Origin of the sequence: Vibrio sp. IB15 (assembly GCF_016406055.1) — a bacterium.
GTDB classification, from domain to species: Bacteria; Pseudomonadota; Gammaproteobacteria; order Enterobacterales; family Vibrionaceae; genus Vibrio; species Vibrio chagasii.
This window is the reverse complement of sequence record NZ_JAEFCE010000036.1, coordinates 1-12,066: the sequence shown is the minus strand read 5'-3', so window position 1 is coordinate 12,066 and position 12,066 is coordinate 1. Positions and strand designations below refer to the sequence as shown.

10 protein-coding genes, 1 riboswitch and 1 other annotated feature are annotated in these 12,066 nt (G+C 43.9%); of the genes, 4 read left to right on the top strand and 6 right to left on the bottom strand.

Annotated features, from left to right (window positions below; all coding sequences use genetic code 11):
• Window positions 1–114: 114 nt before the first annotated feature.
• From hisC to JC606_RS14035, 4 genes are all read right to left on the bottom strand, one after another.
• Window positions 115–1,155: a histidinol-phosphate transaminase gene (gene hisC / locus JC606_RS14050; RefSeq protein WP_137407812.1), complete on the bottom strand. Its 1,041-nt coding sequence runs from the start codon at window positions 1,153–1,155 to the stop codon at window positions 115–117.
• A 9-nt stretch (window positions 1,156–1,164) separates the two neighbouring features.
• A complete protein-coding gene (gene hisD, locus JC606_RS14045) occupies window positions 1,165–2,466 on the bottom strand; it encodes a histidinol dehydrogenase (protein WP_137407813.1) in 1,302 nt (433 codons plus the stop codon).
• Window positions 2,466–3,362: an ATP phosphoribosyltransferase gene (gene hisG / locus JC606_RS14040; protein WP_061031761.1), complete on the bottom strand. Its 897-nt coding sequence runs from the start codon at window positions 3,360–3,362 to the stop codon at window positions 2,466–2,468. The genes hisD and hisG overlap by 1 nt, the downstream gene beginning before the upstream one ends.
• Window positions 3,363–3,415: 53 nt before the next feature.
• Window positions 3,416–3,552 (bottom strand) — a sequence feature (His leader region).
• A 190-nt stretch (window positions 3,553–3,742) separates the two neighbouring features.
• Window positions 3,743–5,335, bottom strand: a complete 1,593-nt coding sequence (locus tag JC606_RS14035) for a Na+/H+ antiporter NhaC family protein (RefSeq protein ID WP_137407814.1) — start codon at window positions 5,333–5,335, stop codon at window positions 3,743–3,745.
• Window positions 5,336–5,447: 112 nt separating this feature from the next.
• Window positions 5,448–5,625: riboswitch (Lysine riboswitch) on the bottom strand.
• Between the two features lie 364 nt (window positions 5,626–5,989).
• Between JC606_RS14035 and JC606_RS14030 the strand changes: the two genes are divergently transcribed.
• On the top strand, window positions 5,990–6,400 hold the full coding sequence (locus JC606_RS14030; protein ID WP_061031763.1) for an H-NS family histone-like protein: 411 nt from the start codon (window positions 5,990–5,992) through the stop codon (window positions 6,398–6,400).
• Between the two features lie 211 nt (window positions 6,401–6,611).
• Here JC606_RS14030 and JC606_RS14025 read toward each other — a convergent pair whose 3' ends face one another.
• Together JC606_RS14025 and JC606_RS14020 are read right to left on the bottom strand one after the other, a co-directional pair.
• Window positions 6,612–7,916 (bottom strand): inosine/guanosine kinase, encoded by a 1,305-nt coding sequence (locus tag JC606_RS14025; RefSeq protein WP_137407815.1) that lies wholly within the window; start codon window positions 7,914–7,916, stop codon window positions 6,612–6,614.
• A gap of 102 nt (window positions 7,917–8,018) precedes the next feature.
• Complete coding sequence (locus JC606_RS14020; protein WP_102426520.1) at window positions 8,019–8,288, bottom strand: hypothetical protein; 270 nt, start codon at window positions 8,286–8,288, stop codon at window positions 8,019–8,021.
• Window positions 8,289–8,491: 203 nt separating this feature from the next.
• Between JC606_RS14020 and mnmA the strand changes: the two genes are divergently transcribed.
• From mnmA to purB, 3 genes are all read left to right on the top strand, one after another.
• On the top strand, window positions 8,492–9,628 hold the full coding sequence (mnmA, locus tag JC606_RS14015) for a tRNA 2-thiouridine(34) synthase MnmA (protein WP_061031765.1): 1,137 nt from the start codon (window positions 8,492–8,494) through the stop codon (window positions 9,626–9,628).
• A gap of 43 nt (window positions 9,629–9,671) precedes the next feature.
• Window positions 9,672–10,289 carry a high frequency lysogenization protein HflD gene (hflD, locus tag JC606_RS14010; RefSeq protein WP_061031766.1) on the top strand — a complete coding sequence of 206 codons (618 nt, stop codon included), beginning with the start codon at window positions 9,672–9,674 and terminating at the stop codon, window positions 10,287–10,289.
• Between the two features lie 143 nt (window positions 10,290–10,432).
• Window positions 10,433–11,803, top strand: a complete 1,371-nt coding sequence (gene purB, locus JC606_RS14005) for an adenylosuccinate lyase (RefSeq protein WP_137407817.1) — start codon at window positions 10,433–10,435, stop codon at window positions 11,801–11,803.
• The last annotated feature ends 263 nt before the right edge of the window (window positions 11,804–12,066 follow it).

Below are 12,066 nucleotides of genomic sequence, written 5' to 3'. Positions count from 1 at the left end.
TTAAATCTGGTGGCCTAGCAAAAATCAAACGCTAACCCAAAATATTGATTTCATTTGTCAGCCTATTATTCATCGAATAAAGGCTAACAAATGTTATTACTGGCAAGCCTTTCGCTACTGATAAAAGTTACGAATGAATCCAAGTGTCTTTTCGCACTCTTCCCGGTTACCAATACTAATTCGAACACAGTCTTCAATTGGCGAATTACGTAAGATAATGCCACTGTCCCATGCCGCTTTAAACAATTCGTCACCGTTCGGGAATTTAACCAAAAGGTAGTTACCCCAACCATCAAATACCGTAACGTTAGGCATCCCCATTAGGCCTGCCTGTAAGTATGCTCGGTTAGCGCTCAAGTCCAAAACCTGAAACTTTGCTCTTGCAAGACCTTGCTCTGAAAGTGCTTGAACCGCGATATCAGCAACAGGGATTGGCACCGGGTATGGCGCAATCACTTTCAACAATACATCGATAAGCTCTTGGTTCGCCAGCGTAAAGCCACAGCGTAGTCCAGCCAATGCAAAAGCTTTAGACAAGGTACGCAGAATCGCTAGATTCGGGTATTGCTCAAGTAAATCAACGGTTGACGCTTCTGGGCAGAAGTCGATGTACGCTTCATCCATCACAACAATTGCTTTATCTTGGGTCATCTCAAGTAGCTTGATGATGTCCTTACGTTCAACCAAATTACCAGTCGGGTTATTTGGGCTACAAACAAACACAACTTTCACGTTGTCTAGCTGAGCTTCAATCGCTGGAAGGTCAAGTTGCCACTCTGCGGTTAGAGGAACAACTTTACGCTCAACACCAATCGTCTCAGCGCTAATCGCGTACATACCATAGGTTGGTGGGCAGTAAAGAATAGCGTCTTCGTTCGGCTCACAAAAAGCACGAATCAGCAGTTCAATACCTTCATCGGCACCACGTGTTGTCAGAGTTTGCTCTGATTTCACACCTGCATATTGAGCATAAGCATCAATCAACTCTTTAGGCTGGCATTCGCTGTAGCGATTGAGACGAGACAGGTTTAAGTTGTACTCGTTATCGAATGGGGATTCATTGGCGTTTAACCAAACGTCACCCGTGCCGCCAATGCGTCTTGCAGACAAGTAAGGTGTAAGAGCCTGAACTTGTTTTCTCGCTAACTTTTCCATGCCCTGCCCTTATTTTGCTTGGTTTAACTTTTCAACTCGGATGGTCACAGCGCGTTTGTGTGCATCCAAGCCTTCGGCTTCCGCCATTGTTACTACAGTCGGAGCCAGACCTTTTAAGCCATCGGCTGTCAGTTCTTGCACCGTCATACGTTTAGAGAAATCAGCTAAACCAAGGCTAGAGTATGTCTTGGTGTAGCCGTAAGTCGGCAATACGTGGTTAGTGCCAGAGGCATAGTCGCCTGCAGATTCTGGAGACCAATCGCCAAGGAAGATAGAGCCTGCATTGTCTAGCAATGGCAGCAATTCACGTGGGTTCTTGGTTTGAACGATCAAGTGTTCAGGACCGTAGAAGTTTGAAATCGCTATCGCTTGAGTGATGGATTCAGCAATGATGATTAGGCTTGATGCCAACGCTTGCTGAGCGATACTCGCGCGAGACAGCTCTTTCAATTGTTTTTGAACGGCTTCGGTCACTTGATCCGCAATCAATGGAGAAGGTGTGACCAACACCACTTGAGAATCAGGGCCGTGCTCCGCTTGGCTCAACAAGTCAGCTGCAATGAAGTCTGCGTCTGCTGTTTCATCAGCAATCACTAACACTTCTGACGGACCAGCTGGCATATCAATCGCCGCGCCACGGAAGTCGTTGCTCACTTGGCGTTTCGCTTCAGTTACGAAGGCATTACCTGGGCCGAAAATCTTATCGACTTTAGCAACGCTTTCCGTACCGTAAGCCATCGCAGCAACCGCTTGACCACCACCAACGTTGTAAACCTCATCGATCTTACAAAGCTTAGCGACGTACAAAATCTCGTCAGCGATTGGTGGAGGCGAACAAAGCACAACCTTACGACAGCCTGCGATTTGAGCGGGAACACCTAACATAAGAACCGTTGACGGAAGCGGCGCACTGCCACCTGGGATGTACAGACCAACCGTGTTAATTGCACGTGTCACTTGCTCACACACAACACCTTGTTGCGTCTCAACCTTAATTGGCTGAGGTTTCTGAGCTTCGTGGAACTTAGCAATATTGCTGTAAGCTTGTTCTAGCGCCTGCTTCATTTCTGGAGTTAGACGAGCGCTCGCTTCTTCAATCTCATCTGAACTTACTCGAATTGATTTTGGAGTCACGCGGTCAAACTTCTCAGTCAGTTCTTTAAGCGCTGCATCGCCCTCATTTCGTACTTTTGCAATAACATCAGAAACTGTCGCTGTGATGTTTACACCTTCAGTAACAGCGGGACGCTCTAATACCGAGTCTTGCTGTGACTCACTTAAAGATTGCCAAACAACGGTTCTCATCGTCATTACCCCATCATTTTTTCGATTGGTAGTACTAGAATCGAGCTTGCGCCTAACTCTTTCAGCTGTTCCATCGTTTCCCAGAACAAGTTCTCGGTACTTACTAGGTGAACAGCTACTTTATCTTTATCCGTTGATAGTGGAAGAACCGTTGGATCTTCAGCACCAGGCAGTAGTGCTTTGATTTGCTCCAGCTGAGAAGTTGGCGCGTGTAGCATGATGTACTTCGATTCTTTCGCTTGTTGAACACCCTGCATACGAGTCAGTAGTTTTTCAATCAATGCTGTTTTGTCTGCGTCGAATTCACCAGTACGTTGAATCAAGGTCGCTTTAGATTGGAAAATCACTTCCGCTTCTTTTAGGCCGTTTGCTTCTAGCGTAGCACCAGTAGAAACCAAGTCCGCGATTGCGTCTGCAAGGCCAGCGCGAGGAGCTACTTCAACCGAGCCTGTTAGCATACAAGTGCTGAAATCAACACCCTGTTCGTCCATGTAGGCTTTAAGTAGTTGTGGGTAGGTTGTTGCAATACGCTTGCCCGCTAGATCTTGTGGGCCGTTGTACTCTTCATCTTTGTTAATTGCGATAGATAAACGGCAGCCACCGAAATCTAGACGACGTAGTGTTTCGAACTCTGCAGGCTCTTTAAGAGCAAGGCGATCTAGACGAACTTCTTCAAGCTCATTTTCACCGATAAAACCAAGGTCAACCACACCGTCCATGATAAGACCTGGGATGTCGTCATCACGAACTAATAGCAGGTCAATTGGCATATTTAGTGAATGAACGACTAGGCGCTCACCCATGATGTTAAATTTAACACCACATTTTTTTAGTAGGTCTTGGCACTCTTTACTTAAGCGACCTTTCTTTTGAATTGCGATTCTTAGGCGTTGTGTCTGCATTGCTGTATCCCTGTGCAAATATTTGAATTTATTGATTATTTAAAAGCGCTAAAACTAAAAAACCCTCGGAAGACTCTGTCATCCCGAGGGTTTAAATCTAAATTCTTTTGACTTAACCTCCGGGAGTAATCTTGCTCCCGGGTATACGTAAATCTCCCCGAAAGACTAGATAGGGTGATGATGGTGATGAATGTTCATTACTAATTTACGCATACTTATCAGCTCTTAGGTTGTTTGCTGTCTTGTCTCCACACTAACTAAGGTAAGATCCTTTTTCAACCATTTATTCGAACTTTTTTCACGAAACTTAAAATTAAATTAACAGGCATAAAAAAGGGAGGCCAACGCCTCCCTGATAGTTTACTGATTAACTTTCGTTTTTAGCTTTTACATGTCGCCATTTTGCAACGAGAGAAATAAGCCAGAGCGAAACATACAGCTACGAACGTTAGTGCTGCAGCGCTGAATGCGATACCGATAGAAGCTGTAATACCTAAGGTAATAAAGCCAATACACGATACAAATGCGACTGACAGCGCGTACGGAAGCTGTGTCGATACGTGGTCGATGTGGTTACAACGAGCACCAGTAGAAGACAGAATCGTCGTATCAGAGATTGGAGAACAGTGGTCACCAAATACTGCACCCGCTAGAACCGCACTTAACATAGGAAGAATCAGTGCGATATCCGATGCTGCTGCCATGTCACCTGCGATAGGTAGCATGATACCGAACGTACCCCATGAAGTACCTGTAGAGAACGCCATAACGCCTGCTAGAAGGAACAAGATAACTGGTAGCCAGTGGTAATCGATGCTGCCCGTTACTAGAGATGATAGGTACGAACCTGTTTTCATGTCACCGATTACAGAACCGATAGTCCAAGCGAACACAAGGATTAGGATAGCGCCAAACATAGAGCTCGAACCGATCCACATCGTTCTTGCGATGTCTGCCATAGATAGCTTCTGCTTAAATACAGTCGCTAGCGCAACAAGAAGACCGATGATGCCACCGTAAACAAGAGATTTACCAACATCTGTATTTTCGAATGCACCAAGTAGGTTAAACGCTTGACCATCAGCAGCTAACGCTTGACCGCCTGTGTAAAGCATTGCTGCAACTGTCGCTACGATCAATGAAACGATCGGCATGATTAGGTCAGAAACAGAACCGTTCTCGCTCTCTTCGATATCTAGCTCTTCGTTTAAATCGTGAGCTTGCTGGCTATCGTTGTCACCTTCAAAACCACGGCCTTGAGACGCTTCGATTTCGTGATCGCGCATCTTACCAACATCTAGACCGAACCATGCAACTGCAAATACCATAAGCAGTGCGAACACAGCGTAGAAGTTCATTGGAATAAGACGAACGTAAGCACCCAGTGCAGAATACTCAGTCACACCGTGTGTTACTAGGATGCCACCGATGATGGTAATGATGTAAGCACCCCAGCTAGAAGCGGGCATGATCACACACATTGGTGCAGCTGTAGAATCAAGAATATAAGCTAGCTTAGCGCGAGATACGTAGAAACGGTCTGTAACAGGACGAGAGATTGCACCCACTGCCAAGCTGTTGAAGTAATCATCAACAAAGATGAATACACCTAAGAATGCAGCAAGCAGTTTTGAACCACGCTTGCTCTTAACTCGAGATTGAGCCCACTCAGCGAATGCACGAGTACCACCAGAAAGCGTTAATAGCGCTGTTGTCATTCCAAGAATAATTAGGAAAGCAATGATGCTCATGTTCCAAGTATTGATACCACCATCTTCGATGAAAACACCAGATGCTTTAGTAAATACGTAGCTAGCGGCATTACCTACTGAATAGTCAGCCAGTAAGATGGCACCCATAACGATACCGACACCCAAAGAAACCAATACACGGCGGGTAACAATAGCAAGACTTAAAGCCACAAGTGGCGGAAGCAAAGATAAAGGAGATGTTGCAAAATCTATTAAATTCATGATCTTCAAAAACCAGTTTTTTATTTGGCTAGAGATCTACTGCAGACAAACTTGATACGGCTGACCAAGTTCATGTTGAACTAAGCGAAAGGGAAGTGAACACTTCACCCAACCCTACAGTAGCGCTCCATAGTTTAAAATTAAGACTATGGCAGTGTTGTACCTATTGAGCACAACCCCAGCAAATTGCTTAGATATACAATTTACTTCGGCAATTACACCTTTCATTCCCGTTCATTGGCATCACCCCAACGAAAACTACTTTTTATAATTGCACCTCTACGTGCGACAACATTATTAACCAATCAAACAACAGTTTAACAAATGATTAACCAAAGCATCGCATCAGGTAGCCGCAATTGTACCCATCAAGAGCAACAATGCAACATATCATTCCGAGAAAAGCAGCTTTTTATTTATGAACTAATCAACCTAAGCGTAGTCAACATAAGGTAATTACTCCACCAGTCACATATCAGTTTTTAAGATAATCTTAATATCTATTATAAATTCAATAGAAAGGTGCATGGAAATTTTCAACTATTCATCTCACTTTTATATTTAAATATGTAATAGAAGAAATACTATTTGTTTTATTCCTAAGCTCTGTTTATTATTAGGTGGATTATTTAGTTTACCTTGATGGAAAATATCATGTCTGAATTAACAAAAACTCTATTAAATATCCGTAGCCTTCGCGCATTCTCACGTGAATTAACTCTTGAGCAACTAGAAGAAGCGCTAGACAAGCTAACTATTGTTGTACAAGAGCGTCAAGAGTCTGAAGCTGAAGAACGTGCAGCAAAAGCAGCACAAGAAGCTAAACTTTCTGCTATTGCTGAGCAAATTGCAAAAGACGGAATTGATGTTGCTGATCTTATTGCTGCACTTTCTGGTGAAGCAAAATCTAAAACAACAAAAGCAAAACGCGCTCCTCGCCCAGCTAAATACAAATACGTAGACGCAAACGGTGACGAGAAAACTTGGACAGGCCAAGGTCGTACGCCTTCAGCTATCCAAGAACAACTAGATGCTGGTAAATCTCTGGAAGATTTCGCTATCTAAGCGTTTAGTTTGCAGAGTGAGTAATCCAATTACCTACTAAGCAATAGAATTAATATTTAAGTCGACCAAAGTATTATTTACGGCTTCAATATATTCAGAAACAAAAAAGGCTCCGAAAGGAGCCTTTTTTATATTTTGTTACTCTTCAATGTTTTTTATAAACATAGATGCGCATTTGATAAACTCATGCGCACCAGATAAACAAAATCTCTTATCTTTCCCAGTACGCTTCTTCTAGGCTGTCTTCTCTTTCAGGAAGGCCGCGAGATAAACGTGGAGAGTGCTGAACCAATACTTCATAGCTCGCACGGTTTGAATATTTACAAACTTGTGAGAAAGAAGAATACGTCAAGAATGAATGCTGGTGCTTACTTGAGTTTGGCACGTTTTCTTTGTGGTACTTATTCGCTGCCATATCATGTAATAAAGCCGATAAAGCCGCATCACCTGCACCATTGGTATTTTTGATCTTCTCAGGACCGCCCATATAAGGCGCAATATGTGAATAAACTTTAGTAGGGTTTTCACATAAATCTTTATGAGCCGGACGGCTAAATTCATAACGGTTGAATTCAGCAATTGAACCTGGAAGCAAAGGCAGTGATGTTTCACGTTTCGCTGCGTCTTCCGTGTAACCCGCCATAAATAGACCAACAGGACCTGCAGTACATAGTACTAGGTCTACCCAGTCTAACGCCTTATCAGAAGCAGCGAGTGGATCGCTTTCGCCAGTTAGGGCTTCAGCTTCGTCTTCATTCATTGCAACAACCGTTACGTGTTGCTCTAAGAAATCTTTCCAGAATTCAGGATCGTCTTGAATAACAAATTTCGTACCCAGTGTTAAAACAACAGGCACATCGTATTTCTTCGCGTATTCGATCGCTTTCATTGTTGCTTCAGGCATAGGGTCACCTGGTTTACAACGAACCAAATAAGCAGTTAATACTAAAGCAGAAGCACTTTTGAAAATCTTTTCAGGAATACTTTCTGGATTTAGTTGGTTCATTTGACCTTCGCTAATTGCGAAAGTACGTTCACCGTCTTCAGTAATTAATGCAAAGCAGCGACCAATTGCGCCATCTACCCCTTGTAAATGGTTCAAATCCATTCTGCTTGATGTATTACATAAATAGCGGTAACCATAACTACCGATTTTAATATCTTGGCTCATTACGCCCAGCAGCGTTGAGCGGTCATCCGCCAGTACTGAATAGTTGTGTAATGTATTACCAATAGTGCCACCAGCATATTCGTTGGTAATTAAGCACTGTTCTTTGAGTTCTTGATATAAAGACTCAGCCGCTTCATCACCGATAACCAGTGAGTGTCCCTTACTTAAACCGTACTTCTCAATAAGTTCATAACTCACTTTTGCTTCAATATCCACCAAAGTTTGGTCAATACCGATAATATGAGTACGTGACATTCTTTTACTGCTTTGAGCTTGGCTCACTAATGGATCACGAGCGTGAACCGGAAAATAGTGCTTTGATTTACGTTGTCCAGGGAATTTCATAGGGCTAGTCTAAGTCAAGGGGAAATAGGTGGCGGATTCTACCGCGCTATATTTAACGCGGCAATCATTCAAACTATAGCAAACGTTTGCTGAGCTATTTTTTTATTCGCCTTCCATAAAGCTTAAATCAGGCAGCATCTCTAAATGCTCTGCATAACGCTTTTGGTTAAACTCTGCGCCATTTTTCATTACGTCAAATACTTCAACGGCAAGTGCACATGCCATTGCTGCAATTGCATCTTCACGCGCTGTGCCTGTCATCATCAGACGCATTAACGTCTCTTTTACCTTAATTGGCTGGCCGTCTTCTAGCTGATTTTCAATAATTTCAATCAACTGCTCTTCTTGCATAAATTCGTTTTGTTCAGACATTTTTTTATCTCAGGTCTTGGATTTCGAGCGACTATGCCACATATACTTCTGACATCCTAGCGACTCACCTCGCTCTCATGCGATTCCTAACAAACTCAGCGCACTATTTGTGCAAATGAAACTGTGATTCCGGTCTCGGATCTGTCACGGCGTTTCTCTTTCTGTTAGAATCTGCGACCAAGTAATAGTAACGGTGTTTAGACATGTCAGATATCAGCTCTGGAAACAGCGAAAAGAAAGTAATTGTCGGTATGTCCGGCGGTGTAGATTCGTCAGTATCGGCGTATCTTCTTCAGCAACAAGGCTATCAGGTAGAAGGCCTTTTCATGAAAAACTGGGAAGAAGACGATAACGAAGAATACTGCACAGCAGCTGAAGATCTTGCTGATGCTCAAGCGGTATGTGACAAACTAGGTATCCACCTTCACACTATCAACTTTGCTGCAGAATACTGGGACAACGTATTTGAATACTTCCTTGCGGAATACAAAGCAGGCCGTACGCCTAACCCAGATATTCTTTGTAACAAAGAAATCAAATTCAAAGCATTCTTAGAGTTTGCCGATGAAGTACTAGACGCAGACTACATTGCGATGGGTCACTATGTTCGTCGTACTTTCCCGACTCAAGAAGAACTAGAGGCTGGCGTTAAACCAGAAATGCTACGCGGTCTAGACAGCAACAAAGACCAAAGCTACTTCCTTTACACACTAAGCTCAGATCAAGTTGCGCGCAGCCTATTCCCAGTTGGTGAACTAGAGAAGCCTGAAGTTCGACGCATTGCTGAAGAGCAAGACTTAATCACCGCGAAGAAGAAAGATTCGACAGGTATCTGTTTTATCGGTGAGCGTAAGTTCACAGAGTTCCTTGGCAAATACCTACCAGCACAACCAGGTGATATCGAAACACCAGAAGGTAAAGTGATTGGTAAGCACAACGGTCTGATGTACCACACATTGGGTCAGCGTAAAGGCCTTCACATTGGTGGCACCAAAGGCGGTGGCGGTAACGAAGACCCTTGGTTTGTTGGCGAAAAAGACCTTAAACGTAATGTTCTGATTGCCGTACAAGGTAAGGATCACCCACTTCTAAAATCAGAAGGTTTGATCGCTTCTCAGCTTCATTGGGTAAATCGCACACCAATTACTGAAGTTATGACATGCACGGTAAAAACACGTTACCGTCAAACCGATATTCCTTGTACAATCATCCCAATTGATGACGAGAACATTAAGGTTATTTTTGACGAGCCACAAATCGCAGTGACCCCTGGTCAGTCTGCAGTATTCTACCAAGATGACGTATGTCTTGGTGGTGGTATCATCGAAAAACGCATCTAACTGATCGAACGACAAACGATAGAAGACAACTAGGAGTTACTACGTGGCTAATACACTTTATGACCGTACTATTGCTTTCGCCGGAATTTGCCAAGCTGTGGCTTTGGTTCAACAAGTAGCGAAAGACGGCCATTGTGATAAAGATGCCTTCGAAGCTTCACTCAGTGCTATTTTGAACACTAACCCAGCGAACACTGTGGGTGTTTTTGGGCGTGAAGCTAACCTAAAACTTGGGCTTGAGTGCCTAGTAAAAGGTATCGATAGTACTCCTGCTGGTAGCGATATTACTCGTTACATCATCAGCTTAATGGCGCTTGAACGTAAGCTATCATCTCGCAACGATTCTATGTCTCAGCTTGGTGACCGCATTCAAACAGCAGAGCGCCAGAGTGAACATTTCGACTTGTTTGATGAACAAATGATCAGCAACCTAGCGAGCATCTACCTTGATGTTGTAAGCCCAATAGGCCCTCGTATTCAGGTTTCTGGTACACCAGCGGTACTTCAACAAACCTCGAGTCAACACAAGGTTCGCGCCCTACTACTCTCAGGGATTCGAAGTGCTGTTCTATGGCGTCAAGTTGGCGGCAAACGTCGTCACCTTATCTTCGGTCGCAAGAAGATGATCGAGCAGGCTCAAATCCTATTAGCTCGAATGTAACTTATTAGCTCGCGCCTCGTCGCGAGCTTGTTTTTTGTATCAGTACAACTCTCACGCAAACGTTTGCGCAATGTGCGTGACAATTGAGATTGTTACTGGTATAAACCTCTCAAAATTTAGAAAACTCAATTCAGGAGAACACCATGGAACTGTCAGCATTGACTGCTGTTTCACCAGTAGACGGCCGTTACGGAAGTAAGACTATTGCATTACGCAGCATCTTTAGTGAGTTTGGCCTACTAAAGTACCGCTCTATCGTTGAAATTCGTTGGTTACAAAAGCTTGCAGCTACTGATGCAATCAAAGAAGTACCAGCGTTCAGTGCAGAAGCTAACCAGTTTCTTGATGAACTAGCCGCTAACTTCAGCGAAGAAGACGCTCTACGTATCAAAGAGATCGAGCGCACAACAAACCACGACGTGAAAGCCGTAGAATACTTCTTGAAAGAGAAAGTAGCAGGCGTTCCTGAGCTTCACGCTGTAAACGAATTCATTCACTTTGCATGTACTTCTGAAGACATCAACAACACGTCTCACGCACTTATGCTTAAAGAAGCTCGTGACGAAGTTGTTCTTCCAGAGATCCGCAACGTAATCGACGCAATCAAAACGCTTGCGAACGAATACCGCGACATTCCTCTTCTTTCTCGTACACACGGTCAGCCTGCTTCTCCTTCTACTATGGGTAAAGAAATGGCTAACGTTGCGTACCGTATGGAACGTCAATACAAGCAAATCGAAAACGTTGAGATCCTAGCGAAAATCAACGGCGCTGTTGGTAACTACAACGCACACCTTTCTGCATACCCAGAAGTAGATTGGCACCAGTTCTCAGAAGAGTTCATCACTGAATCTCTTGGCGTAACTTGGAACCCATACACAACTCAAATCGAACCTCACGATTACATCGCAGAGCTATTCGACGCGATCGCTCGTTTCAACACGATCCTTCTAGACTTCGACCGTGACGTTTGGGGCTACATTGCTCTTGGTCACTTCAAGCAGAAGACGATTGCTGGTGAAATCGGCTCATCTACCATGCCGCACAAAGTTAACCCAATTGACTTCGAAAACTCAGAAGGCAACCTTGGTCTAGCTAACGCTGTATTTGGCCACCTAGCACAGAAACTACCAGTTTCTCGCTGGCAACGTGACCTAACTGACTCTACGGTTCTTCGTAACCTAGGTGTTGGTGTTGGCTACGCAATCATTGCATACACTTCAACTCTGAAAGGTATTAGCAAGCTAGAAGTTAACCGCGAAGCACTACTTGCTGAACTAGACAAGAACTGGGAAGTTCTTGCTGAACCAGTACAAACAGTAATGCGTCGTTACGGCGTCGAGAAGCCATACGAGAAGCTAAAAGAGCTAACTCGTGGTAAACGTGTAGATGGCGAAGGCATGCGCGCATTCATCGACGGCCTAGAGATCCCTGAAGACGAGAAAGTTCGTCTGAAAGAGATGACTCCAGCGAACTACATCGGTCAAGCTGTCGAGCTAACTGACAAGCTGTAATTCGATCTTCGAATTAGAAGATATGAGAAGGCTTCCTATGTGGAAGCCTTTTTATTACGTGCAATAACATGCCCAGACACAGACTTACCAAACAAGAACACAAACCCTACCTGTCCACCTCACTTTGATCGACCTAAGCCCTCAGAATAGGCAAAACACATTCCTTCCTATCAGCCATTTAAACAGAGATCAAAAAAGGCTCCCCGTAGGACTGTCTCTTATACACAAATCCCTAAGCCACGCTTGGGGATTTTTTTTGAACT

Excerpts from the sequence above, each read along its gene's own strand:
- hisG (WP_061031761.1), bottom strand. The coding sequence starts at position 3,362 with ATGCAGACACAACGCCTAAGAATCGCAATTCAAAAGAAAGGTCGCTTA.
- purB (WP_137407817.1), top strand. The coding sequence starts at position 10,433 with ATGGAACTGTCAGCATTGACTGCTGTTTCACCAGTAGACGGCCGTTAC.
- mnmA (WP_061031765.1), top strand. The coding sequence starts at position 8,492 with ATGTCAGATATCAGCTCTGGAAACAGCGAAAAGAAAGTAATTGTCGGT.
- JC606_RS14030 (WP_061031763.1), top strand. The coding sequence starts at position 5,990 with ATGTCTGAATTAACAAAAACTCTATTAAATATCCGTAGCCTTCGCGCA.
- hisC (WP_137407812.1), bottom strand. The coding sequence starts at position 1,155 with ATGGAAAAGTTAGCGAGAAAACAAGTTCAGGCTCTTACACCTTACTTG.
- JC606_RS14035 (WP_137407814.1), bottom strand. The coding sequence starts at position 5,335 with ATGAATTTAATAGATTTTGCAACATCTCCTTTATCTTTGCTTCCGCCA.
- JC606_RS14025 (WP_137407815.1), bottom strand. The coding sequence starts at position 7,916 with ATGAAATTCCCTGGACAACGTAAATCAAAGCACTATTTTCCGGTTCAC.
- JC606_RS14020 (WP_102426520.1), bottom strand. The coding sequence starts at position 8,288 with ATGTCTGAACAAAACGAATTTATGCAAGAAGAGCAGTTGATTGAAATT.
- hisD (WP_137407813.1), bottom strand. The coding sequence starts at position 2,466 with ATGACGATGAGAACCGTTGTTTGGCAATCTTTAAGTGAGTCACAGCAA.